General features: G+C 68.2%; 24 protein-coding genes and 1 pseudogene. 23 read left to right on the plus strand and 2 right to left on the minus strand.

Features of this window, described 5'->3' with window-relative positions:
• The first annotated feature begins 12 nt into the window (after positions 1 to 12).
• From NBRGI_RS04975 to NBRGI_RS04995, 5 genes are all read left to right on the plus strand, one after another.
• Entirely contained in the window at positions 13 to 1,641 is a 1,629-nt protein-coding gene (locus NBRGI_RS04975; RefSeq protein WP_029893057.1) for an AMP-binding protein, read from the plus strand.
• Positions 1,641 to 3,266 (plus strand): AMP-binding protein, encoded by a 1,626-nt coding sequence (locus tag NBRGI_RS04980; protein ID WP_029893058.1) that lies wholly within the window; start codon positions 1,641 to 1,643, stop codon positions 3,264 to 3,266. Before NBRGI_RS04975 ends, NBRGI_RS04980 begins: the two co-directional genes overlap by 1 nt.
• A 110-nt stretch (positions 3,267 to 3,376) precedes the next feature.
• Positions 3,377 to 3,832 (plus strand): hypothetical protein, encoded by a 456-nt coding sequence (locus NBRGI_RS04985; RefSeq protein WP_029893059.1) that lies wholly within the window; start codon positions 3,377 to 3,379, stop codon positions 3,830 to 3,832.
• A gap of 208 nt (positions 3,833 to 4,040) precedes the next feature.
• Positions 4,041 to 6,428: a Tex family protein gene (locus NBRGI_RS04990; protein ID WP_235210858.1), complete on the plus strand. Its 2,388-nt coding sequence runs from the start codon at positions 4,041 to 4,043 to the stop codon at positions 6,426 to 6,428.
• 33 nt (positions 6,429 to 6,461) lie between these two features.
• A complete protein-coding gene (locus NBRGI_RS04995) occupies positions 6,462 to 7,379 on the plus strand; it encodes a hypothetical protein (protein WP_029893061.1) in 918 nt (305 codons plus the stop codon).
• A gap of 464 nt (positions 7,380 to 7,843) precedes the next feature.
• Here the strand turns inward: NBRGI_RS04995 and NBRGI_RS05000 are convergent, their stop codons facing one another.
• Positions 7,844 to 8,740: a sigma-70 family RNA polymerase sigma factor gene (locus NBRGI_RS05000; RefSeq protein WP_029893062.1), complete on the minus strand. Its 897-nt coding sequence runs from the start codon at positions 8,738 to 8,740 to the stop codon at positions 7,844 to 7,846.
• Positions 8,741 to 8,838: 98 nt separating this feature from the next.
• On the opposite strand from NBRGI_RS05000, the gene NBRGI_RS05005 reads away from it, so the two are divergent.
• The 14 genes and pseudogenes from NBRGI_RS05005 to NBRGI_RS05065 all read left to right on the plus strand — a co-directional run bounded on the left by NBRGI_RS05005 (position 8,839) and on the right by NBRGI_RS05065 (position 20,013).
• On the plus strand, positions 8,839 to 9,249 hold the full coding sequence (locus NBRGI_RS05005) for a DoxX family protein (RefSeq protein ID WP_029893063.1): 411 nt from the start codon (positions 8,839 to 8,841) through the stop codon (positions 9,247 to 9,249).
• Entirely contained in the window at positions 9,246 to 9,755 is a 510-nt protein-coding gene (locus tag NBRGI_RS46160; protein ID WP_235210855.1) for a serine hydrolase domain-containing protein, read from the plus strand. The genes NBRGI_RS05005 and NBRGI_RS46160 overlap by 4 nt, the downstream gene beginning before the upstream one ends.
• A gap of 245 nt (positions 9,756 to 10,000) precedes the next feature.
• On the plus strand, positions 10,001 to 10,342 hold the full coding sequence (rplS, locus tag NBRGI_RS05010; RefSeq protein WP_029893064.1) for a 50S ribosomal protein L19: 342 nt from the start codon (positions 10,001 to 10,003) through the stop codon (positions 10,340 to 10,342).
• 77 nt (positions 10,343 to 10,419) lie between these two features.
• Positions 10,420 to 11,196, plus strand: coding sequence for a signal peptidase I (gene lepB / locus NBRGI_RS05015; RefSeq protein ID WP_029893065.1), 777 nt, complete (start codon positions 10,420 to 10,422; stop codon positions 11,194 to 11,196).
• A gap of 72 nt (positions 11,197 to 11,268) precedes the next feature.
• Positions 11,269 to 12,025, plus strand: a pseudogene (gene lepB, locus NBRGI_RS43420) (signal peptidase I).
• 79 nt (positions 12,026 to 12,104) lie between these two features.
• A complete protein-coding gene (locus NBRGI_RS43425; protein ID WP_036557528.1) occupies positions 12,105 to 12,860 on the plus strand; it encodes a ribonuclease HII in 756 nt (251 codons plus the stop codon).
• 46 nt (positions 12,861 to 12,906) lie between these two features.
• Positions 12,907 to 13,212, plus strand: coding sequence for a DUF2469 domain-containing protein (locus tag NBRGI_RS05030; RefSeq protein ID WP_011210678.1), 306 nt, complete (start codon positions 12,907 to 12,909; stop codon positions 13,210 to 13,212).
• A 111-nt stretch (positions 13,213 to 13,323) separates the two neighbouring features.
• Positions 13,324 to 13,680, plus strand: a complete 357-nt coding sequence (locus tag NBRGI_RS05035; protein WP_029893067.1) for a YraN family protein — start codon at positions 13,324 to 13,326, stop codon at positions 13,678 to 13,680.
• On the plus strand, positions 13,680 to 15,188 hold the full coding sequence (locus NBRGI_RS05040) for a YifB family Mg chelatase-like AAA ATPase (RefSeq protein WP_029893068.1): 1,509 nt from the start codon (positions 13,680 to 13,682) through the stop codon (positions 15,186 to 15,188). Before NBRGI_RS05035 ends, NBRGI_RS05040 begins: the two co-directional genes overlap by 1 nt.
• Before the next feature lie 238 nt (positions 15,189 to 15,426).
• Positions 15,427 to 16,578: a DNA-processing protein DprA gene (dprA, locus tag NBRGI_RS05045; protein WP_036557504.1), complete on the plus strand. Its 1,152-nt coding sequence runs from the start codon at positions 15,427 to 15,429 to the stop codon at positions 16,576 to 16,578.
• Positions 16,579 to 16,643: 65 nt separating this feature from the next.
• A complete protein-coding gene (locus NBRGI_RS05050) occupies positions 16,644 to 16,883 on the plus strand; it encodes a ribbon-helix-helix protein, CopG family (RefSeq protein WP_029893070.1) in 240 nt (79 codons plus the stop codon).
• The gene (locus NBRGI_RS05055; protein WP_029893071.1) at positions 16,880 to 17,314 is read left to right on the plus strand and encodes a PIN domain-containing protein; all 435 of its coding nucleotides are present in this window, start codon (positions 16,880 to 16,882) and stop codon (positions 17,312 to 17,314) included. Before NBRGI_RS05050 ends, NBRGI_RS05055 begins: the two co-directional genes overlap by 4 nt.
• A 76-nt stretch (positions 17,315 to 17,390) precedes the next feature.
• Positions 17,391 to 18,314 carry a tyrosine recombinase XerC gene (locus tag NBRGI_RS05060; protein ID WP_029893072.1) on the plus strand — a complete coding sequence of 308 codons (924 nt, stop codon included), beginning with the start codon at positions 17,391 to 17,393 and terminating at the stop codon, positions 18,312 to 18,314.
• Positions 18,315 to 18,570: 256 nt separating this feature from the next.
• Positions 18,571 to 20,013: a peptidoglycan DD-metalloendopeptidase family protein gene (locus NBRGI_RS05065; protein ID WP_051727506.1), complete on the plus strand. Its 1,443-nt coding sequence runs from the start codon at positions 18,571 to 18,573 to the stop codon at positions 20,011 to 20,013.
• Between the two features lie 46 nt (positions 20,014 to 20,059).
• Here NBRGI_RS05065 and NBRGI_RS05070 read toward each other — a convergent pair whose 3' ends face one another.
• The gene (locus tag NBRGI_RS05070; RefSeq protein WP_029893074.1) at positions 20,060 to 21,520 is read right to left on the minus strand and encodes an MFS transporter; all 1,461 of its coding nucleotides are present in this window, start codon (positions 21,518 to 21,520) and stop codon (positions 20,060 to 20,062) included.
• Positions 21,521 to 21,575: 55 nt separating this feature from the next.
• On the opposite strand from NBRGI_RS05070, the gene NBRGI_RS05075 reads away from it, so the two are divergent.
• The 4 genes from NBRGI_RS05075 (at position 21,576) to NBRGI_RS05090 (ending at position 24,180) form a co-directional block, all read left to right on the plus strand.
• A complete protein-coding gene (locus NBRGI_RS05075) occupies positions 21,576 to 22,310 on the plus strand; it encodes a TetR/AcrR family transcriptional regulator (RefSeq protein ID WP_036557507.1) in 735 nt (244 codons plus the stop codon).
• 315 nt (positions 22,311 to 22,625) lie between these two features.
• Positions 22,626 to 23,351 (plus strand): acetoacetate decarboxylase family protein, encoded by a 726-nt coding sequence (locus NBRGI_RS05080; RefSeq protein WP_029893075.1) that lies wholly within the window; start codon positions 22,626 to 22,628, stop codon positions 23,349 to 23,351.
• 158 nt (positions 23,352 to 23,509) lie between these two features.
• Positions 23,510 to 23,875, plus strand: coding sequence for a YidH family protein (locus NBRGI_RS05085; RefSeq protein ID WP_036557510.1), 366 nt, complete (start codon positions 23,510 to 23,512; stop codon positions 23,873 to 23,875).
• Complete coding sequence (locus tag NBRGI_RS05090; protein WP_029893077.1) at positions 23,872 to 24,180, plus strand: DUF202 domain-containing protein; 309 nt, start codon at positions 23,872 to 23,874, stop codon at positions 24,178 to 24,180. The genes NBRGI_RS05085 and NBRGI_RS05090 overlap by 4 nt, the downstream gene beginning before the upstream one ends.
• The last annotated feature ends 20 nt before the right edge of the window (positions 24,181 to 24,200 follow it).

Consider the following 24,200-nt stretch of genomic DNA (forward strand, 5'->3'; position numbering starts at 1 on the left):
AGGAGTGACGAGATGGGTATCGACTTGAATCCACGCGTGCGGGAGTTGCTGGACATGTACGACCGGCCGACGGCCTCGGCCGCCGACGTACTGTGCGACCGGCATCCCGCGAACGGGATCGCGTTCACCATCGTCGAGAGCGACCTGTCGTCGACCGATCTCACCTATGGCGAACTGCGGGAGCGCTCGTCCCGGTTCGCCGCGGCGCTGGCCGACCTCGGGATCGGGCCCGGCGATCGGGTCGCGACCTTGATGGCGAAGTCCGCGGACCTGGTGGTCGCCCTGCTGGCCATCTGGCGTCGCGGGGCGGTGCACGTCCCGCTGTTCACCGCGTTCGCGCCGCCCGCCATCGCGTTCCGGCTCGAGGCGAGCCGGACCACGGTCGTCATCGCCGACGCCGACCAGGCGAGCAAGCTCGCGCCCGGGCCGGACATGCCCGCGAACGCACCGTGGCAGGTCATCGTCAGCGGTGCGGCGCCGAGCGGCACGCTGAGCATGGCGCAGCTGCTGGCCGGCAAGTCCGCGAACGATCCGAACGCCGCCGCGGTCGCGGTCGGCGGCGACGGGCTGCTGATCCAGCTGTTCACCAGCGGCACCACCGGCACGCCGAAGGGGGTGCCGATTCCGTTGCGCGCCTTGGCTTCCTTCCAGGCGTACCAGGAGTTCGCGCTCGACGTCCGCACGGACGACGTGTACTGGAACGCGGCCGATCCGGGCTGGGCCTACGGTCTCTACTGGGCGATTCTGTCGCCGCTGTCCAGCGGCATCCGCAGCCTGCTGCTGCACGCGGGTTTCTCCGCGCCGCTCACCTGGCAGGTGCTCGAACACTTCGGCGTCACGAATTTCACCGCCGCGCCGACGGTGTACCGCGCGCTGCGGGCGGCGGGCGGCACGCCGCCGCGGATCAGGTTGCGCCGCGCGTCGTCGGCGGGTGAACCGCTCACGCCGGAGGTCGTGGCCTGGTCGCTGGAGAATCTCGGCGTCGCGGTGCGCGATCACTACGGCCAGACCGAGCACGGCATGCTCATCTGCAATGCCTGGCACGAGGCGCTCGACGCGGAGGTGCCCGCGGGGTCGATGGGACGCACACTGCCGGGCTGGACCTGCGCGGTGCTGGCCGACAACGCGGACACCGTCGCGCCCGTCGGCGAACTCGGCCGCGTCGCGATCGACACGGCCAACAGTCCGCTGCTGTGGTTCCTCGGCTATCTGGACGCGCCCGAACGCACCGCGCAGCGCTTCACGCCGGACGGCCGCTGGTACATCACCGGTGACGCGGGCTCGCAGGACGAGAACGGCTGCTTCCGCTTCTCCGCCCGGGACGACGACGTGATCATCATGGCCGGGTACCGGATCGGCCCTTTCGAGGTGGAAAGCGTACTGGTGCTGCACGATCAGGTCGCCGAGGCCGCCGTGGTCGGCATGCCCGACGAACTGCGCGGCGAGGTGCTGGAGGCGTTCGTGGTGTTGCGCAACGGTTCCGGGGGCAGCGACGAGCTCGCGGCGGAGTTGCAGGATCTGGTGAAGCGGAAGTTCGCCGCACACGCCTATCCGCGCACCGTGCATTTCGTGCCGGAGCTGCCGAAGACGCCCAGCGGCAAAGTGCAGCGATTCGTGCTGCGGCAGAAGGGAAACAAGTGATGTCGCAGCCCAGCTACGCTTCGGGGACCTCGCAGACTCCACTGCTCGGCGACACCATCGGCGGCAATCTCGACCGCGCGGTGGCGGCGCATCCGGATCGGGAAGCGTTGGTGGACAAGACCTCCGATCGTCGTTGGACCTATCGGGAGCTGGGCGCGGCGATCGACGCGCTGGCCACCGGGTTGGCCGCGCGCGGCATCGCGAAGGGGGACCGGGTCGGCATCTGGGCGCCGAACTGTGCGGAATGGTTCTTCGCGCAGTACGCGACGGCGAAGATCGGCGCGATCCTGGTGAACATCAACCCCGCCTACCGCACCAGCGAGCTGGAGTACGTCCTGCGGCAGGCGGGCGTGCGGGTGCTGATCGCGGCCGCGGAGTTCAAGACGTCGAACTATGTCGCGATGATCGACGAGGTCCGCCCGAACTGCCCGGCGCTGGAACAGGTGCTGATCCTCGGCACGCCGGAGTGGGATGAGCTGGCGCGGACCGCGATCGATCCGGATCGGCTGGCGGCGCGCGCCGCGGAACTGTCCATCGACGATCCGATCAACATCCAGTACACCTCGGGCACAACAGGTTTCCCCAAAGGGGCGACGCTGAGCCATCACAACATCCTGAACAACGGGTTCTTCGTCGGGGAGCTGTGCGGCTACACCGAGCAGGACCGGATCTGCGTGCCGGTGCCGTTCTATCACTGCTTCGGCATGGTGATGGGGAATCTGGCCGCCACCAGTCACGCGGCGACGGTGGTGATTCCGGCGCCCGCGTTCGATCCGGCGGCGACACTGGCCGCGGTCGAAGCCGAGCGTTGCACCTCGCTCTACGGCGTGCCGACCATGTTCATCGCCCTGCTCACCGAACTCGATACCGCCACACCGGATCTGTCCAGTCTGCGCACCGGCATCATGGCGGGCTCGCCGTGTCCGGTGGAGGTGATGAAGCGGGTGATCGATCGGATGGGCATGCACGAGGTGTGCATCTGCTACGGCATGACCGAGACCTCGCCGGTCTCCACCCAGACCCGCCGCGACGACGGCATCGACCGCCGCACCGCCACCGTCGGCCGGGTCGGTCCGCATCTCGAGGTCAAAATCGTCGATCCCGCAACGGGTCTCACCGTGCCCCGCGGCGAGCCGGGTGAATTGTGCACCCGCGGTTACTCGGTGATGCTCGGCTACTGGAGCGACCCCGGCAAGACCGCCGAGGCGATCGACGCCGCCCGCTGGATGCACACCGGCGATATCGGCGTGATGGACGACGACGGCTACCTGGCGATCACCGGGCGGATCAAGGACATGGTGATCCGCGGCGGCGAGAACATCTATCCGCGGGAGATCGAGGAGTTCCTCTACACCCACCCGGACATCCTGGATGCCCAGGTCATCGGCGTGCCCGACCCCAAGTACGGCGAGGAGCTGATGGCCTGGGTCCGGATGCGCGAGGGCGCGGCGCCGTTGGACGCGACGACGGTTCGCGAGTTCTGCGCCGGCAAACTGGCGCACTTCAAGATTCCGCGCTACGTGCACGTGGTGGACGAGTTCCCGATGACCGTCACCGGCAAGATCCGCAAGGCCGAAATGCGTGAATTGTCCCGTGCGCTACTCGCTTTGCCGGACCAGACCTGAGATGAGGTGCCCCGATTACTACGGTCATGTGACCTGGAGGCGGCGACCATAAGGTGGGATGAGTTCGACTGTCGGGGGGATCTGACACATCTGATATCGAGAGGCCTTGCATGTCCATCGGTTCGTTGTCCCGTGTCCTGTCTTGTGTTTTCGCCACCGCGGCGCCACTGCTGGTGTTCGCGCCGGAGGCTGTCGCCGCGCCGGACGGCCAGTACAGCTGCTCGGGTGTCTTCCTGCTGGGCGACGGCACAGGGGAAGTCGAGTCGTGCATCTACGCCGAGAACGGAGTACCGCGCGCCTTCGGCGGCCTCACCATCAAGAACACCATCACGCCGGACAACTGCACGATGGAGGTGACCGTCGTGGACCGTGGCGGCGCTCCCGACGGTTCCGACGCGCACGTCGCGACCAGCGAGTTCAACTGCTTCAACGGACGGTACCCGTCCCCGCCGCTGACCGTGGACGCCGCCGACGCGAAGCCGGGGCATCGCTACGTCACCGTCACCAAGGTCACCGTGAACGGTAACGTCAACTCGCCCATCTTCAGCCCGGAACTGGTCCTGTAGTAGATGATTCGCGGCTGCGCGCCGAAATCGCCGAACCGGGCCGGGCATCCTCGGCCCCGTTCGGCGTGCTCGCGTGCAGGCCGGACGCCCGCGGCGCGGTCGGTCGGGCAGGCCGGTTCACCTGGGTGCGGGCCCCGTGTCGGGCGACGGAGGTAGTGTCTCCGGCGTGACGACAGCGCCCGAGACCACCAGTGCAGAGTCCCAGCCCGTGTCCGCCCCCGCGACGATCGTGAGCCAGGCCAGCGTGAATCGCCGCATCGCCGACGAGCTCGCGGTGCGCGAGACCCAGGTGCGTGCCGCCGTCGAGCTGCTCGACGCCGGCTCGACCGTGCCGTTCATCGCGCGGTACCGCAAGGAGGTCACCGGCGGTCTCGACGACGCGCAACTGCGGCAGCTGGACGAGCGCCTGCATTACCTGCGCGAACTCGACGAGCGCCGCGGCGCGATCCTCGAATCCATCCGGGGCCAGGGCAAACTGGACGACGCCCTGCACCAGCAGATCATGCTCGCCGAAACCAAGGCCCGGCTCGAGGACATCTACCTGCCCTACAAGCCGAAGCGGCGCACCAAGGCCCAGATCGCCCGCGAGGCGGGGCACGAGCCCGTCGCCGACGCGCTCATCTCCGATCCGACCACCGATCCGGCGCAGTACAACGCAGAGCAGCTGGACGGCGCGCGCTCGATCCTGGTGGAGCGGTTCGCCGAGGACGCCGACCTGGTCGGCGAGCTGCGCGAACTGATGTGGAACCGGGGCCAGGTCACCTCGACGGTGCGCGCGGGCAAAGAGGAAGCCGGCGCCAAGTTCGCCGACTACTTCGAGTTCAGCGAGCCGTTCACCAAACTGCCCTCCCATCGCATCCTCGCGCTGCTGCGCGGCGAGAAAGAAGAGGTGCTGACACTGCACCTCGAGCCCGACACCGAGGAGCCCGAGCCCGGCGAACGGACCATCTACGAAGGCCGCATCGCGGTGAAATTCGGCATCGCGGACAAGGGCCGCGCCGCCGACAGCTGGTTGCTGGACACGGTGCGCTGGGCTTGGCGGACCAAACTTCAGGTGAGCCTCGGCATCGATACCCGCATGCGGCTGCGGCAGGCTGCCGAAAAGGACGCGGTCGACGTGTTCGCGGCGAACCTGCGCGATCTGCTGCTGGCCGCGCCCGCGGGCACCCGCACCACCATGGGCCTGGACCCGGGCTACCGGACCGGCGTGAAGGTGGCCGTGGTCGACGCCACCGGCAAGGTCGTCGCCACCGAGGTGATCTACCCGCACAAGCCGCAGGGACAGACCGAGAAGTCGCTGGCCGTGCTCGGCGCGCTCGTCGCCCGGTTCGGCGTCGAGCTCATCGCCATCGGCAACGGCACCGCCTCGCGCGAGACCGATGCCCTTGCCGCCGAGCTGATCTCGCGCATCCCGGAGAACAAGCCGACCAAGATCGTGGTGTCCGAGGCGGGGGCCTCGGTGTACTCGGCCTCGGCGTACGCCAGCCAGGAACTGCCGGACATGGACGTGTCGCTGCGCGGCGCGGTGTCGATCGCGCGCCGGTTGCAGGACCCGCTCGCCGAGTTGGTGAAGATCGACCCGAAGTCGATCGGTGTCGGTCAGTACCAGCACGACGTGTCCGAGACGCTGCTGGCGCGCTCGCTGGGCGCGGTGGTCGAAGACGCGGTGAACGCGGTCGGCGTCGACGTGAACACCGCCTCGGTGCCGCTGCTGTCCCGGGTGTCGGGTATCGCCGGTTCGGTCGCGGAAAGCATTGTCGCGCACCGGGACCAGCACGGACCGTTCCGCAGCCGGACCGCGCTGCTCGACGTGCCGCGTCTCGGCCCGAAGGCGTTCGAGCAGTGCGCGGGCTTCCTGCGTATCCGCGGCGGCGACGACCCGCTCGACACCTCCTCCGTGCACCCCGAGGCCTACCCGGTGGTGCGCCGGATCATGGAATCGACCGGCCGCGACATCACCGAGGTCATCGGCAACACCACCGTGCTGCGCGGGCTGCGCGCCGACGACTTCACCGACGAACGCTTCGGTGTGCCCACCGTGACCGACATCATCACCGAGCTCGAGAAGCCCGGCCGCGACCCGCGCCCCGAGTTCAAGACCGCCGAATTCGCCGCGGGCGTAGAGAAAGTGGCCGACCTGGAGCCCGGCATGGTGCTCGAAGGAGTCGTCACGAACGTCGCCGCGTTCGGCGCGTTCGTCGACATCGGCGTGCACCAGGACGGCCTCGTGCACGTCTCGGCGATGTCGCACAACTTCGTCAAGGATCCGCGCGAGGTGGTGAAGTCCGGCGACGTGGTCAAGGTGAAGGTGCTCGAGGTCGACGTCGCCCGCCAGCGCATCGGGTTGTCGCTGCGCTTGGACGACGAGCCGGGGGCGCCCGCCAAGGGCGAGAACCGGCAGCGCGGTCAGGGTGGCGACCGCAAGGGCGGTCCCGAGCGGCAGAATGGGCAGGGCCGAAACCAGGGGCGTAACCAGGGTCAGGGTCGCAACCAAGGCCAGGGGCAGTCGCGCGGCGGCGGCAACCAGCGCCGCAACGCGCCCGCGCCGAGCGGTTCCATGGCCGACGCGTTGCGCCGCGCCGGTTTCGGCCAGTAGGACCCCTATCGCGGACGGAGGATGCGGGAAGCCATGCGACGGTGGCTCGACGAAGATGTGATCGCGCAGGGCAGGCTTCCGCTGCTGTGCTTCCTGCTCGGGTTCATCGTCGGCTTCCTGCTCATCCGGCTCAGCGTCCGGCTGATCCGCAAACAGGTGCGGTGGTGGCCGGGCAACCTGCGCTCCGGCGGGGTGCACATCCACCACATGGTGTTCGGGGTGATCCTGGTGCTGGCCTCCGGCATCGGCATGGTCACCCTCTACCAGAGTGCCGACACCGCAACGGCTTCCGCGTTGGCGGCCGCCTTCGGCGTCGGGGCGGCGCTGGTGCTCGACGAGTTCGCGCTGATCTTCTACCTGCGTGACGTGTACTGGGAGGAGCAGGGGCGGACCTCGGTGGACGCGGTGTTCGTCGCACTCGCGGTCACCGGTCTGCTGCTGCTCGGCTTCCATCCGCTGTGGATGCTGGACATCAACGATTTCCGCAGCGACCCCAATATGGAGGTCCGGATCTTCGTCGTCGCGTTCTCCCTGGTGAACCTCGCACTCGCCGCCATCGTGATCGCGAAGGGCAAGATCTGGACCGGCTTGTTCGGCATGTTCTTCCTGCCGTTGCTCGTGGTCGGTGCGCTGCGGTTGAGCAGGCCGGGTGCGCCGTGGGCACGCTGGCGCTACGCCGACCGCCGCCGCCTGATGTACCGCGCGATCGTGCGCGAGCGGCGGTACCGGCGTCCGGTGATCCGCGCCAAGATCTTCGTGCAAGACCTGGTCGCCGGCAAACCGGATGTCGAACACGTCCGTACCGCCACCGAAGCCGAACTCACCAGAACGGTCGTCCCCGCCCCACCTGCCCCCCACCGCCACCACCTCTCCCTCTTCTCCCACGACCACGAACCCGACCACCCCGACCCCGAACTGGAACCAGTACCCCCCGACCGCCCCACGCCTTGACCCGTCCACCGGCCGTCCACAGCCGCGCCCGACCAGCCCGCTAGCAGCGCACGGCCCACAGCCGCACCGAACGAGCCCGCCCGTCGTCCCGAAGTCGCCTTGCCGCGCACGGATTGGCGTGCCGCGCACAAGTTCGCGTGCCGCGCGTGTATTCGCCGACGAATCGGCGCGCGGGACGCGAATTGATACGCGGAGCTGGCACCACCTGGGCGCGTGACTGTACGGCGCGTACGGATTTGTCTAGCGCGCAGAGGTTCGCCTGGCTCGCAGCGGTGCGCATGACGTGGCAAAACTGCCCGCCGCGGCACAGGGGCTTCTCTGCCGCGCACATGTTCGCGTGCCGCGCGCGTATTCGCCGACGAATTGGTGCGCGGGACGCGAATTGGTGCGCGGGGTGCGTGCTTTGCGCGGCGCGCGTATTCGCCGACGAGTTGGTGCGCGGGGCCGGTGCTTCGTGGCCTCGGCTAGTGGGTGGTGGGTAGAGGGAGGGTGGCGAGGCGTTCGGGGTGGGCGATCAGGTCGATGGCGGTGATTCGATCGTCGGCGACGGTGAAGGCGAGCACCGACTTCGGTGCGCCGTCGACGGTACTCAGCAGGCCCGCGACACCGTTGACGATCGCGGGCGCGACGTCGTACCGGTTGGCGAAGGTGTGGAAGGTGTCCAGCAGCCCGGCCACCGCCGACGCGCCGCGGATGATCTGGAGGCCGCCGGAGCCGCTGTCCGCGCGCAGCACCACCTCGGGATCGAGCAGGGCGAGCAGCGCGTCGAAGCTGCCCTCGCGCGCGGCGGAGAGGAACGCCGCGACCGCGCGGCGCTGGCGGGGCAGATCCGGGTCGAGGCGCGGCGCGCCGGCCTGCACGCGCCGCCGGGCTCGGCTGGCGATGGTTTTGGCCGCCGTCGACGACTTGCCCAGGATCGGCCCGATCTCATCGAACGGCAGCGCGAACATGTCGTGCAGCACGAACGCCAGCCGCTCTGCCGGATTCAACGAGTCGAGGACCACCAGCAACGCCAGGCCGACCGAATCCGCCAGCACCGCTTGCTGTTCCGGGTCGGCACTGTCGTCGAGGCGGACCACCGGGTCCGGCAGTTGTTCCTCGAACGAGTCCTCGCGCCGCATCCGCCGCGAGCGCAGCATGTCCAGGCACACCCGGCTCACGGCAGTGGTCAGCCAGCCGCCCAGATTGTCGATCGTGGCCGGGTTCACGCGGGCCAGCCGCAGCCACGCCTCCTGCACCGCATCGTCGGCCTCGGTCAGCGAGCCGAGCATCCGGTAGGCCACCGCCGTCAGATGCGCGCGGTGCGCTTCGAACCGGCCGGCCAGATGTTCGTCCACGTGTTCTCCTCCGCCTCGTCCCATACTTATGACGGTGCGCGCGGGCAGAGTGTGACAAGGCTCGTTACCTTTTCGTTCCGCCATCCGTCAGAGGAGCAGCAAACTCGACGGAAGGACTCCTCATGCACACCCGCGCGAAGGACCTCGCTTATCTGGGCGCCTCAGGTCTGCTGCTCACCGAATCGGTGGTCGGCGCCTACTGGGATCTCGCTCGAATCCCCCACGTCCGTACAGCTTTCGAGCATCTGGGCTATCCGATGTATTTCGCGAGCATCCTCGGTGCCGCGAAAACGGCGGCGGCGGCCGCGATCGTGCTGCCGGGGCCGCCGCGGGCCGAGGAATGGGCCTATGCCGGGCTGACTTTCGTCTTCGTGGGCGCGGCGGCCTCGCATCTCGCGGTCGGCGACAAACCGAAAGCGTGGGTCGGGCCGCTGGTCTTCGCGGGGCTCACCCTCGTGTCCTGGCGGCTGCGTCCGCCCGTGGGGCGACGAAATCCCGTGGCGCTGTTGCCTCGCCTGGGGCGATCCGCATGAGCATCGACGTACAGGGCACTGTCGCACCGGGATTCGAAAGCGTACGCACCGAATTCGCGGCGGTCGTCGCCGCGGATAACGGCGAATCCGGCGCGCAGCCGGCCGCTTTCGTGCACGGCACACCGGTGGTCGACCTGTGGGCCGGGCCGCAGGTGACCGGAGACACGCTGACGGGTCTCCTCTCCGCTACCAAAGGCGCGGCGACGGTGGTGGTCCCGTTGCCGGTGCAGGAGGGCAGGTTGAAACTGGATCAGCCGGTCGCCGCCTACTGGCCGGAGTTCGCCGAGCGCGGGCAAGGCGGGGATCACCCTGCGGCAGTTCACCACCATTCAGACGGACGGCCGGGATCTCGTCCGCGGCGATCACACCCCCTACTCGGTCGGTTTCGAGGCGAAAGGTCTGATCTATCCTTTTCTCGGCGCGCAGGCGTTCGGTCACACCGGCGCGGCAGGCTCGGACGGCTTCGCCGACCCGCACACCGGCCTGAGCTACGGCTACACCCGTAGACGTGCCGCGTTCGGTTTTCAGGCGGGCGAAAACGAGAGATTGGCCGCAGTGTTGCACCGTGCGGTGCGGAACCTGAGCCGGTGAGCGGGGGGCGATTTTTCTCGCGACCTGCCGATCTGGCACAATGCTCAGGTTGCCCTGGGTGCGTATCGGCCCGGCGCACCCCCTTAATCGGAGCATGAACCGGTCGAGCACGTCCCGTGCCGCCAGGGTCCTCTGTTCGCGCGAACCCAGAAGGATGGAAATGAACACCCTTGACTTCGTCGACGAGAAGTCGCTGCGCAGCGACGTCCCCGACTTCCGGCCGGGCGACACCCTCAATGTGCACGTGAAGGTCATCGAAGGCTCGAAGGAGCGCATCCAGGTCTTCAAGGGCGTCGTCATCCGACGCCAGGGCGGTGGCATCCGCGAGACCTTCACGGTCCGCAAGGTGTCGTTCGGTGTCGGCGTGGAGCGCACCTTCCCGGTGCACACCCCCAACATCGACCACATCGAGGTCGTCACCCGCGGTGACGTCCGCCGTGCCAAGCTCTACTACCTGCGTGATCTGCGCGGCAAGGCCGCCAAGATCAAGGAAAAGCGCTGACCTGACCGTTCAGCACCAAGCTTTTTTCCTAGCCCGGCCCCGGACCCCAGTTCCGGTGCCGGGCTACTGTTTTCGATGTGACCGACGAGGGAGCGTCAGCATCGGCTGACGAGGGGGTACGTCGCGCCGAGCGACGGGGTAAGCGCAAACAGCGACCGTTCTGGCAGGAGCTGCCGGTCTTGATCGTGATCGCGGCGGTGATCGCCGCGCTGATGGTCAACTTTGTGGGTCGGCCGTACATGATCCCGTCCGAATCCATGGAGCCGACCCTGCACGGTTGTGCGGGCTGCACCGGCGATCGAATCTACGTGCAGAAGCTGGGCTACTACTGGGGTGAGCCGAGACCTGGGGATGTAGTCGTCTTCGTCGGTCCGGAATCCTGGAACGATACCTACGTCTCGCACCGCTCGGACAATTCGGTCCTGCGTACTGTGCAGAACTTCTTCTCGTTCTTCGGCCTGGTGCCGCCCGACGAGAACGATGTGGTGAAGCGGGTCATCGCGGTCGGCGGTCAAACTGTCGAATGCTGTGACGCGCAGGGCCGGGTCGAGGTGGACGGCAAGCCGCTCGACGAGCCGTATGCGCGCTACCTCTTCCCCTATGTGCCAGGTCGGCCGTACGCCGCCGGCGGCGGTCGGGAGTTCGCGCCGGTCACGGTGCCCGAGGGAAATCTATGGGTGATGGGCGACAACCGCGACAACTCACGGGACTCCCGCGCGCACACCCGAGACGAGTTGCACGGCACCGTCCCGGTGGACAATGTCCGGGGCAAGGCGGTGTTCAAGATCTGGCCGCCGAGCCGGATCGGTCCCGTGCGTGCGCAGAATCCTCAGACAACTGACGGGACGTCGTAGCCCGGCGTCGGACGCGTCACAGGATGCCGGGCTAATCTGTTCGGCGTGGCAGACGAAAGTGGGTCGGTGTCGGTGTCCGATTCGGGCGACGAAGGGGTATCGCGGCGTCGCGGGAAGCGGCGGCGGGAGAAGAAGCAGCGGCCGTTCTGGCAGGAGCTGCCCATCCTCATCGTGATCGCCGCGGTGATCGCCGCGCTGATGGTGACTTTCGTCGGGCGGCCGTACGTGATCCCGTCGCAGTCGATGGAGACCACGCTGCACGGCTGCGCCGGGTGCACGGGCGACCGTATCTACGTGCAGAAGTTGAGCTACTACTGGGGCGATCCGCAGCCGGGTGACGTGGTCGTCTTCGTCGGCCCGCCCTCGTGGAACACGCACTACCAGTCGATCCGCTCGGACAACGCCGCGGTGCGCGGGGTGCAGAACTTCTTCTCGTTCTTCGGCCTGGTGCCGCCGGACGAGAACGATCTGGTGAAGCGGGTCATCGCGGTCGGCGGTCAAACTGTCGAATGCTGTGACGCGCAGGGCCGGGTCAAGGTGGACGGCAAGCCGCTCGACGAGCCGTATGCGCGCTACATCTTCCCGTACGTCCCCGGCCAGCCGTACGGTCCGGGCGGCGGCCGGGAATTCAAGCCGGTCAAGGTGCCCGAGGGGGCACCTGTGGGTGATGGGCGACAACCGCAACGAGTCCGCCGATTCGCGCGCGCACATCAGCGACGAACTGCAGGGCACCGTCCCGGTGGACAACGTCCGGGGCAAGGCCGTGTTCAAGATCTGGCCGCCGAACCGGATCGGTCCGGTGCGTTCTGAGAACGCCCAAGCGAACTGATCATCAGCGGCCGCAGCATAATTGGACGGTGGGGCAAAGCCGAGTGGTACACAGCAGTGGGTGGCCGCCGCGCGTGGTGATGCGCAAGGCCGGTGGCCTGCGCACGCTCGAAGCAGCGCTGATCCGGAGCGGACTGGGTCCCGTCGCGGGTGTCGACGAGGCCGGCCGCGGACCGTGCGCCGGGCCGCTGGTGGTGGCGGCCTGTCTACTGGCGCCGAAGGCCTACGACAAGCTGGCCGGGTTGGACGACTCCAAGAAGCTCACCGAGTCCGTCCGCGAAGAGCTGTATCCGGTGATCCTGCGCCTGTCGCTGGCCTGGAACGTGGTGGTCATCCCGGCCTGGGAGATCGACTCGATCGGCATCCACGTCGCCAATATCGAAGGCATGCGGCGCGCGGTGGCCGGGCTCGGGGAGCGACCGGGGTACGTGCTCACCGACGGCTTCCGGGTGCCCGGCATCCCGGTGCCGTCGCTGCCGGTGATCGGCGGTGACGCCGCCGCGGCCTGTATCGCCGCCGCCAGCATCCTGGCTAAGGTGACCAGGGACCGGATGATGGTCGAGCTGGACGAGCAATTTCCCGGCTACGGTTTCGCGTCGCACAAGGGCTACAACACGCCCGACCATATCGCCGCCCTGCACCGGCTCGGCCCCAGCGACGAGCATCGGCGCTCATGGCGAAATGTGCGGGAGATGGCCGGTCTCCGGCCGGTCGACGCCGTAGCCGAGGCCGCTGACGCGGTGCTCGCGGGCGAGGTCGACCCGATGCTGTCCGATGAGTCAGAAGCCATGCGTCCGGATAGCCGAGTGGCTACCGGCGCGACCCATGCGCGATGATGTCAGCAACTGACGCAACGCGGCGAGAAGGAGGACGTCCCACCCGATGAGTGCCGAGGACCTCGAGAAGTACGAAACCGAGATGGAACTCTCGCTGTATCGCGAGTACAAGGACATCGTCGGTCAGTTCTCGTACGTGGTGGAGACCGAACGCCGCTTCTACCTGGCCAACTCCGTCGAGTTGCGCCCGCAGAACGCCGACGGTGAGGTGTATTTCGAGGTGCGGATGAGCGATGCCTGGGTCTGGGACATGTATCGTCCCGCCCGCTTCGTCAAGCACGTCCGCGTGATCACCTTCAAGGACGTGAACATCGAAGAGCTCGAGAAGCCGGATCTGCGGCTGCCGGAGTAACCGGCGGCCTGTGCACGGCGAGTTGTGCACAGGGCGACCGCTCTCCACAGCCTTTGTATTTTCCCAGGTCAGCGTCCAGGCCCGCAGCGCGGCGCCGAGCACGCTGACCGGGTGACAGACAAACAGGCACTCGGTGCGCACGGAGAAGAACTGGCCGCGCAATTCCTGCGCACGGCGGGCATGGAGATCGTCGCCAGGAATTGGCGCTGCCGCTACGGCGAACTGGACCTGATCGCCCAGGACGCCGAGGTCACCGCCTTCGTCGAGGTGAAGACCCGGTCCGGGCTCGGTTTCGGGGTACCCGCCGAATCGGTCACCTTCGCCAAACGGCAACGCATCCGGCGCCTCGCGCTGCTGTGGCTGGCCGAACAGGAAGGGCCCTGGCGGCGGATCCGCTTCGATGTCGTCTCGGTGCTGCTGACCCGTGGCCACAAACCGGTGATCGACCATCTCGAGGCGGTGTTCTGATGGCGCTCGGCCGGGCCCACTCGGTCGCGGTCACCGGTGTCGACGGACTGCTCGTCGAGATCGAGGCCGATATCGGGCAGGGCCTGCCCTCGGTCCATCTGGTCGGGCTGCCCGACACCGCGCTGCAGGAGTCACGCAACCGGGTGCGCTCCGCCGTGGCGAACTCGGGGGAGAAGTGGCCGGACGGCCGGGTCATCCTGGCGCTCTCACCCGCGACGCTGCCGAAGATCGGCAGCGTCTACGACCTGGCCTTGGCCGTCTCGGTGCTGGACGCGGCCGGGGCGGTGCCGTCGGAGCCGCTGGCGAAGACGGTGCTGCTCGGGGAGCTCGCACTGGACGGCCGGGTGCGCCGGGTCCGCGGCATCCTGCCCGCGGTGATCGCCGCGCGTAACGCCGGCTGGCCCGCGGTCGTGGTGCCGGAAGCGGCGCTGGCGGAGGCCGGACTCGTCGACGGCATAACGGTTTTCGGCGCGGCGAGCCTGCGCACGGTGATCGCCTGGCTGCGCGGCGAAGCTTCGCTGCCCGAACCCGACGGCGACCTGCCCGCCCCGGTGCACCAGGGCGGCGATCTCAGCGAAGTGGTCGGGCAGGACGAAGCGCGATGGGCGCTGGAGGTGGCCGCCGCGGGCGGGCACCACCTGTTGCTCACCGGGCCGCCCGGCATCGGCAAAACGATGCTTGCGCAGCGTCTTCCGGGCTTGTTACCGCCGCTGTCGGAAACCGAGTCGCTGGAGGTGACCGCCATCCACTCGATGGCGGGCGTGCTGTCCGGCGACCATCCGCTGATCACCATGCCGCCGTTCGTCGCGCCGCATCATTCGACCTCGGTGACCGCGATGATCGGCGGCGGCTCGGGCACCGCGCGTCCCGGTGCGGTGAGCCGGGCGCATCGCGGCGTGCTCTTTCTCGACGAGTGCGCCGAGATCGGTACCAAGGTGCTGGAGGCGATGCGAACTCCGTTGGAGGAGGGCGAAGTTCGGATCGCGCGTCGTGACGGCGTCGCTCGTTATCCGGCGCGTTTCCAGCTGGTGCTGGCGGCGAACCCCTGTCCGTGCGCCCCCGCCCGCGATATCGACTGCATCTGCGCGCCGCTGGCCCGTCGCCGCTATCTCGGCAAGCTCTCGGGCCCGCTGATGGACCGAATCGACATCTGGGTACAGATGCGCGGCCAATCCGGGGCCGCGTTCAGCACGGACCAGTCCGAGAGCAGCGCGGTGGTGCGGGAGCGAGTGGCAGCGGCCCGTCAGGCGGCAGCACATCGCTGGCGCGAATACGGCTGGCTGACGAACGCCGAAGTCCCGGGTCACATTCTGCGGCAACGCTTCCGCCTACCACCCGAGGCGATCGCGCCTGTTGAAACCGCCCTGCGCCTGGGTCGCATGTCCGCCCGCGGCGCGGACCGGGCCATCCGCGTGGCCTGGACCATCGCCGACCTTCGCGCCGCGGCACTGCCCACCGACCGAGATGTGCTGGCCGCCCTGAACTTCCGCCAGCGAGGTGCGCCGTGAAGCCGAGCTACTGGACGCGGTGCGGCACCGCTTGGTCACCACGCGGTGAAAGAGCGGTGTGCACGCCCGTGCTGCGGTGTGGCGGCGCCCGCGCACAGGCCGACGGTTGCGGACTCGTGCGGGGTCGCGCCGAACGGCACGGTCCAGCACGGTCGACGGGTCGTGAGGCGCTGAGTTCTCCGCCGGGAGGTGTGCGGTGAGCGGCGCAGCAGGGCCGAGTGAGCGCCCTGCGGGGTCGGTGGCCGAGGACCACGAGCGACGGTTGGCGTGGGTGTACCTGTCGCGGGTGGTCGGCGGGCCCTGCGCGGCGCTGTCGGCACTGATCGAGTCGGTGGGGGTGGTGGAGGCGGCGAGGGCGGTACGCGAATGCGTGCTGCCGGAATCGTTGCGTGGGCCTACCGAGCGGCGACGTGGAACAGATTCGGCGGCAAGGGATCTGGAGTGGATGACGCGCATCGGCGGCCGGGTCGTGACACCCGACGATCCGGAGTGGCCAGCCTGGCGGCTGCTCGGCCTGGCGCAGCTCGATCCCGCACGGGATCGGGACAGCGCGGTGCCGCTCGTGCTGTGGGTGCGTGGCCCCCGCTCGTTGCGGCAGGCGAGCGAGCGTGCGCTCGCGGTAGTGGGCGCTCGATGCAGTACCGGGTACGGCAACCACGCCACCGCGGAGATCGCGGGGGAGCTCGCGGCGCAGGGATGGACGATCGTGTCCGGTGCGGCCTTCGGCATCGACGGGACGGCCCATCGTGCGGCCCTGGCGGCAGGCGGCGGCACCATCGCGATCCTCGCCTGCGGCATAGACCGTCCGTACCCCGCACAGCACGATCGTCTGCTGGCGGAGATCGCCGAAACCGGTGCGGTGGTCAGTGAATACGCACCGGGAACCACGGCACACAAACATCAGTTCCTGGCCAGGAACCGCTTGATCGCCGCCTTGGCGGACGGTGTCCTCGTAGTGGAGGCGGGCGCGCGCAGCGGTGCCCGCAACACGGCGAAATGGGCTCGGCGCCTGGGCCGTCCGGCGTTGGCGCTGCCGGGCCCCGTCACCTCGGCCGCCTCCGTGGGCTGTCACCGCATGATTCGTGACGGCGAAGCGAGACTGGTCACCTGTGCCGAGGAGGCGATCGAGGAGGCTGGTCCGCTCCGCCTGCCGCTACCCGGCGCAGCGAACCCGACCGCCGAAACCCTGTCCGGCGACGAGGCCGTCGTCTTCGCCGCACTACCGCAGAGCGGTTCCCGGACACCGCGTGAGCTCGCCGAGGCATCGGGCCTGTCGCTGGCGGCGGTGCGGGCCGCACTGCCGGCCCTGGAACTCGCCGGATCGGTCGGCACCGGCGCGGGCGGTTGGTTCCGCACGCCGGCCGATCGCCCAACTACCGAGAAAGCCTGACCACATGCACACAACCCCGATAAAAGAGGCAGGTCACAATGTATGGCACTGGTACCATAACCACCATGCTGAAAAAGACGACGGTCATGGTCGACGAGGAGGACTTGGCCCTGATCAAAGCCGCTGCCGCGCGGGAGGGCCGCCCGGAATCGGAGATTTTCCGCGAGGCGTTCCACATCGCCGCACTGCGTACGAAGCGGTGGAGCAAGGACTGGGACATCCCGACGTTCCGTTCCGGCCGCGCACGGACGCACGACGAACTCAAACAAATAGTGCACGAGGAGATCATCCGGCGGAATACGTGATCGTCGTCGCGGACACCTCGGGGCTCTTCGCCGCCTTCGATGTCAGCGCACCCGAGCACGACCGGGCGCGGTCCGCGTTGGCCGCCGCTGCGCTGACGGTGGTCTGCCCGCTGGTCTTTCTCGAGCTGGAGCACCTCGCGAAACGAGACTTCGACTGGTCGACGGCGGGTGTGATCAACGACTGGCTGCTCGAACACGAGCCGGCGGGCCGGGTTGCCGTGCCCGCCTTGCTCAGTGACTACCTGCGTAAGGCGCGCGCGGTGCAAAACATATACGCCGACCTGCGGCTCGATCTCGCCGACGCGGTGAACGTTGTGCTGGCCGCCGAATTCGAGACCGACGTGATCCTGACCCTCGACCAGCGGGACTTCCGGGCGATCCGCCCGCTGACGGGCGCCGAGGCCTTCCGCATCCTGCCGGAAGACCTGTGACGGCCGCCGCGCAGCGCCGCCACCCGAACCGGCGCGGTGGCTTGCCAATCGGGGGGACGGTGGGGACGGTGGTGTGATGGACGAACTACCCGAAGACCTGGAAGCACTGCTGACGGAGTACGGCAGGCATCTGCGTCTCGGGCGGAATCGCTCGGCGCATACGGTGCGCGCCTACCTCGGTGACGCGCGCGCACTGCTGGGCCACCTGTACGCCCGGTCCGCGGATTCCGCGGTGCGAGAACTGGATCTGCTGCTCCTGCGCTCCTGGCTCGCGCAGCAGTCCGCGGCGGGTGTGGCTCGGACGACGATGGCGCGGCGCGCCTCGTCGGCACGGACGTTCACCGCATGGCTCACCCAGACCGGCCGCCTGACCGTCGACCCGGGCCTGCGCCTCGGCTCACCCAAGGCGCACCGAGTGCTGCCCGCGGTGCTCGGCCGTCAGCAGGCGGTGGGCGCCATGGACGCGGCGGAATCAGGTGCCGCCCAGCACGAGCCGATGGCGCTACGCGACCGGTTGATCGTAGAACTCTTGTACTCCACCGGGATTCGAGTGAGCGAGCTGTGCGGCCTGGACATCGAGGATGTCGATCGGGAACGCCGCGTGGTGCGCGTGCTCGGTAAAGGCAACAAGGAACGGTCCGTGCCGTTCGGTGTTCCGGCGGACGAGGCGATCGGCGCCTGGCTCCGGCACGGTCGCCCCGCGTTCGCGACGACGGAGTCCGGCCGTGCGCTGCTGCTCGGCCGCCGCGGTAAGCGCCTAGATCAGCGACAAGCCAGAACCGTTGTGCACGAGGTGGTTTCGTCCATCCCCGGCGCGCCGGACATGGGTCCGCACGGTCTGCGGCACACGGCCGCCACCCACCTGCTGGAGGGCGGTGCCGATCTGCGCGTGGTCCAGGAACTTCTCGGCCACGCCAGCATGGCCACCACACAGCTCTACACGCACGTCTCGATCGAACGCCTCAAGAAGGTGCACGATCAGGCGCACCCCCGCGCCTGATCTCGGCAACGGTCCAGGTCCGGCATTCGCTGAACGTGATTCAATCGTGATTAGACAGGCTTAATCCTTCCTATAGAAGCACCGGCTTTGCTGGGCTTATGCGGTCCGCCGCCCTACGCTCGCTCTCGGGAAATGAGAACTCGCGCAACATTATTGCGCCCGAAAATCACCGACCGACGTAGGAAGTTGTCTTATCTTGAGATCGACCGATCCACGCCGATCCAGCGGCTGGATAATTTCGAGTGCAATCACAATATTGGTCAGCATCACCATCATCGCCTTGGCGGTGGCCGCCGGACCGGTCGGCGCCGAACCCACCCCCGACGGCTTGGACGACGCGATCAGCGACACCCTTGTGCGCGAACAGATTCCGGAAGCCACCGAGAAGGATCCGGTCATCGATCGCATGCGCAGTGACGGTGAATGGGTATTCGGTGCGGCGACCGTCCCGCAGGACGGCGACAGCGAGGACGCACCGAAATCGACGTTATATGTCGCGAAACTCGACGATGACGACGATTGGACGGTGGCGCTGGAAGGGACGCCGGAGTTCGGCCACCTGGTGAGCGCGGCACCGGAATCGGTGGTGAGCCACGGTGAGAAGGCGGCATTGACCGCGCCGCAACCGCGTTCGGCGAACACGGCGCTTTCTCTGCCGTGGCCGCAGGGGCAAGCGTGGTACATGGGCGGCGGTCCGCACGGCGTCTCCGGTTCGAGTCGCCCTTACAATTCTTTGGATTTCAACGGCGGCGACGGCCGAGTGGTGGCTCCCGCGTCCGGCCGGGTCTACAAGACGTGCGTCCGTAACGGCAGTGCCGAGGTGAAAATTGTGCACAACAACGGACTCAGCACCACCTATTACCACATGACCAATGTGATCGACGCCGCGAATGGATCCGAGATCGCGGCGGGAACGTATCTGGGACATATCGGAACCCAGCTGCCGTGCGGCGGTTTCGCCAGCGGTCCGCACGTGCACATGTCGCTCTACCGAGGCAACGAGCCGATCAGCTTGAACGGTACGACCATGGGCGGCTGGACTTTCCGCGAAGGTCCGGAAGCCTACGGCGGTTTCGCCGAGCGCGCGGGCAAGCAGGTCCGGGCCGGTGGCCGGTTGATGAACTATGGCGGCGGCGACGATTCGAATCCTGCGCCGCCGACCGCGACCCCCACACCGCCGCCGACATCGAAACCACCGATCACTCCGAAGCCGCCGACACCGGCACCGCCGACCCCCAAGCCGCCGACAACACCCCCGACGCCCGAACCCGATCCCACGCTGGCCAACGGCATCGTGCGCCCTTATCCGGACCGGAACCGAAAGGTCAACCTGCGCTCCGGCCCTGGCACTCGCAACGCGATCGTCGGCACGGTCCGCGACGGCGATTCCGTGACGATCGTCTGCACCGCTCGCGGTGACCGGCTCGACGGCAAGTGGGGCCCCACCGACCTGTGGAACAAGCTCGACACCGGCAAGTGGATCAGCGACGGCTTCCTCTACACCGGCAGCAACGGCCCGGTCGCCCCCGACTGCGCCGAGCCCGCGCCGCATCGCCCTCCCCCGGGGACCGGCACCGACGGCGAGGAGAACCCGACCGAGGACGAGTGGCCGGACAGCGAGTGGCCGGAGCCCGAATCGCCCGGTGACGACTGGCCGGACGACGGGTGGACCTGGGACTGGTGGCAGTACGACTGGTGAGACCCTCGCGCCCGGACCCACCTTCGAGGTGGGTCCGGGCGGGTGGCTAAACGACGTCGACCGGATCCGTTTGCGGCTGTTCGGCCGGTTTCCGCGGCGCGCGCAGCAGCGCCAGGCCGAGCAGCGCGGCCGCGAGGCTGAAGCCCGCGCTGATCCAGGAACCGGTGGACATCGCCGCGGTGAACGCCTCCTTGGCGGGTTCGGCGAAGCCGAGTTGGAAAGCGGCGCCGATGGATTCGCGCGCGGCCTCGGGTGCGTCCGCGGGCATGTGCTCGGTGAACACGCCCGCCAGCACGCTACCCAGCATTGCGATGCTGATCGCCATGCCGACCTGCTGCAGCGTGTCGTTCATCGCCGAGCCGACGCCCGCGTGTTCGAGCGGGATGGCGCTCATGATCGCCGCGTACGCAGCGGGTCCGGCCAGGCCGCCGCCGATGCCCATGACCAGCATGCTGACCAGCACCCACAGGTAGCCCTCGCCGACCGCCAGGATCGCGAAGGCACCGCTCATCACCAGCAGACCGGAGACGATCAGCGTCTTGTTGCTGAGCGTCTTGCCCAGGGTGGCACCGAGTCCGTTGCACACGGCGGCCGCCACCGCGTAGGGCAGGAGGGCCAGACCCGCTTTCATCGGTCCGTACCCGAGCACGAACTGCAGGTACTGGGTGAGCATCAGCATGACCGCGCCCATCCCGAACACCATCAGCAGCAGGGTCAGGCAGGTGCCGGTGAAGTCGCGGTTGCGAAACACCGCCAGCGGCAGCATCGGATGTTCGGATCGGCTCTCCCACACCACGAATCCGATCGCGGCGAGCGCGGCGAGCGCGATCATCCCGATGTTCCACTCGCGCTCGATGATCACGTAGACGGTCGAGACGAGTGCGACGATGGACAGCAGCACGCCGACGAGGTCGACCGGCCGCTGCTCACCGGTGGTTTCGGGCATCAACACCACCGCGGCGACGATCGCGAGGATCGCGACCGGGATGTTGAGCAGGAACACCGAGCCCCACCAATAGTGCTGCAGTAGAAAGCCGCCCAGGGTGGGTCCGGCCACGATGCCGACCATCGACACCGTCGACCAGGCCGCCATCGCCTTACGGCGTTCGTCCTCGGCGAAGGTGGTCATCAGGATGGACAGCGTGGACGGCATCAGCAGCGAGCCGCCGACGCCCATCGCCACGCGCGCGCCGACCACCTGCCACGGTTCGGTCGCGAGCACGGCGGCCAGCGACGCCACGCCGAACACGGCCAAGCCGAGGATCAGCATCCGGCGCCGGCCGAACCGGTCGGACAGGCTGCCCGCGGTGAGCAGTAGTCCGGCGAAGACCAGGACGTAGGCGTCCAGGATCCACTGGATGTCCGAGGGCGTGGCGTTCAGTTCCCGGATCAGGGACGGGATAGCGAGATTGAGCACGGTGCCGTCGAGCATCAGCACCAGCAAGGACAGACAGAGGACCCCCAGAATCCACCAACGGCGAGGATCTCGTACAACGTTCGATTCCACTCGCACAGCGTACGATGAACTGGAACAGTGTGCGAGTCAATATAGGATTGGGCTTGTGACCAAGCAGTTCGATTCGGTATGGCTCCGCGAACCGCGCCGGCCCAAGGCGTCGGGCTTACATCGCGAGCAGATCGTCGCCGCGGCGGTGGAAATCCTCGATGCCGAGGGGCTCGAGGCGTTGAGCATGCGCAAGCTCGGCGCCAAGCTCGGCGCGGGCGCGACCAGCCTCTACTGGTATGTCGCCAACAAGAACGAACTGCTGGAACTGGCACTCGACGAGTTCTGGGGGATGGCGGACACGCCGGAGTCCGACGACGTGCCGTGGCGAGAGCTGCTCTCCGCCTTCGCCTACAACTTCCGCGCGGTGCTGCGGGCGCACCCGTGGGGCGCGATGCTCATCGGCCGCCTGCCGAGCATGGGGCCGAACGCGCTGCGCGTCACCGATCGTTTGCGCCGCGCCTACGTCGGTGCCGGCTTCCGCGGCACCGACATCTATCTCGCCAGCGGAACGGTGATGTCGTATGTGCTCGGCGTGGTGCTGCCGGAGATCGCCTGGCGAAACTCCTACGGCCAGCTGGAGTTCGATCGTGAGTCCGTGGTGGAGATGATGGACCACGCGGCCCGCGACTACCCCGAACTACAAGCGGACTTCCGGGCCACGACACCCACCAATCCCGAGTTCGCCCGGGCCATGGCCTTCGACTTCGGCCTGCTCTGCGTGCTGGACGGCCTCGAGGCGCGGCTGGGTGACGACATGGAATTCCAGCAGAGCTACACCCCGCCGGGGTAAAGCGTGGCCTCCGGAGTGATCGCGCCGTCCGGCTCGTCGAGGTATTCGCCAGCGAGGGCCCGCCGAACCTGTTGCCGGACAGCCGGGTTGGCCGGTTCGAGGCCGCCGTTGCCGAGCGGCCTCGGCGGTGGTCGGGTGCGCCGCGGATCTTGTTTGCTCCACTATTGCCGCAATCGCGGCGTCGCAGGGAGCGCTGACACGTGTTCCTTTTCGTATTCCGCCCTTTCCGTCGAAGGTGGGTTGATAAACTAGAACGCGTTCTAGATTCATGGGCGATGCCGCCGCACGTCGCGCGGTGCACGGGAAGGCGTTCGAGTGAGCACCCACACGGTCCTCGGCCAGGAAGTTCGCATGCCCGTGCGGATCCGGCTGGCACACGCGTTCATGGCGAGCTATCTGGTGCCCGCCGACGCCGCGCAACGACTGATCGACTACTCCGGTCTGCGGGTGCTGCGGCTGCCCGCCGGGCGAGCGATGTGCTCACTCGTCTTCGTCGAATACGTGGACGGTGATCTCGGTCCCTACAACGAGTTCGGTGTCTCGTTCATGGTCCGCCACCATCGGGCCGATCGGGGCCGCGGCGATCTCCGCGCGCTCGTGGCGAACCAGGCGGGGGTGTTCATCCATCAACTCCCGGTCGACGGCGACTTCACGCTGGCCGCCGGGCGCGGCATCTGGGGATTTCCCAAGCAACTCGCCGACTTCGACGTGCACCACGGCGGTCCGCTCCGGCACGGCACGCTCCATCAGGACGGCGATCTCATTGTCGATCTGACCGTTCGGCAGGGTGTCGCCACGCCGCGTCGCACGAGTGCGGCCACCTCCTTCGAGGCCTACTCGCACATCGACGGCGTAACCCGGTGCACACCTTGGCGAATGGAACCGTCCGGCGTGCGCGGCCGCCCTGGCGGTGCCACGCTGACCCTCGGCGATCATCCCATCGCCGCCGAATTGCGCGCACTGCGTCTGCCGCATCGCGCGATCATGACCTCGACCATCGCCGGACTGGCCATGACGTTCGAGGACGCCGTCCCCGTCTGAGGCGGGATAACCGCATGGTCACGGCGTCGCGCGGTGCATGGATTCCCCACGCGCGCCCGGTTAGGGTGACTTAGCCGAGCGTTTGCCTGTGTGGGAAGGTGCCCAGTGGATTCCGATGACCAGTGCCGTGCGTCGATGACGGTGCTGTTCGGCGCGACATGACGCTGCCGAGCCCGGACGCCGAATCCGAGGACGGGGAAGCGGACCTCGACTACCGGTTCACCCTCGCCAACGAACGCACCTTCCTGGCCTGGATGCGCACCGCGCTCGGCTTGCTCGCCGGCGGCGTCGCGGTACACACGCTGGTGCAACCCTTCCGGATGGGCGGCGTGCGGCGGGCGCTCGCGCTGAGCTGTCTGGTGCTCGCCGTGGTCGTCGCGATCGGTGCGTACGCGCATTGGCGACGAGTCGGCGTGGCGATGCGGCAGGGGCAGCCGCTGCCCGAAACCGTGCTGGTGCCGATCCTTTCGGCCGGGATCGCCGTGGTCTCGATCCTCGCGACGGTCGCGGTGTTGCTCCGATGAGCCGCGCCGGACTTGCCGCCGAACGCACCGCGCTGGCTTGGCGGCGCACGGCGGTCGCCGCGATGCTCACCGGCGCGCTGTTCTTGAATCACGCGGTGACCAGCGGATGGCGTCCCGCGATGCTCGCACCGATCGGTGCCGCGCTCACCATGACGGCGTTGGCCTGCGCCTGTTTCGCACGCAACCGCAGTTTGCATTCGGGCCACTACGGCCACGGCAGAACCGTTGTCGCCGTGGCGGCCACGGTCGTCGTCGCGGTGGCCGTGCTTGCCGTGGTCATCACGTTGACCGATCCATGGCCCTAGTACATCCACGGCACAGCATC

The sequence above is a fragment of the Nocardia brasiliensis IFM 10847 genome, from assembly GCF_000710915.1.
In the GTDB taxonomy this organism is placed as follows: Bacteria; Actinomycetota; Actinomycetes; order Mycobacteriales; family Mycobacteriaceae; genus Nocardia; species Nocardia brasiliensis_A.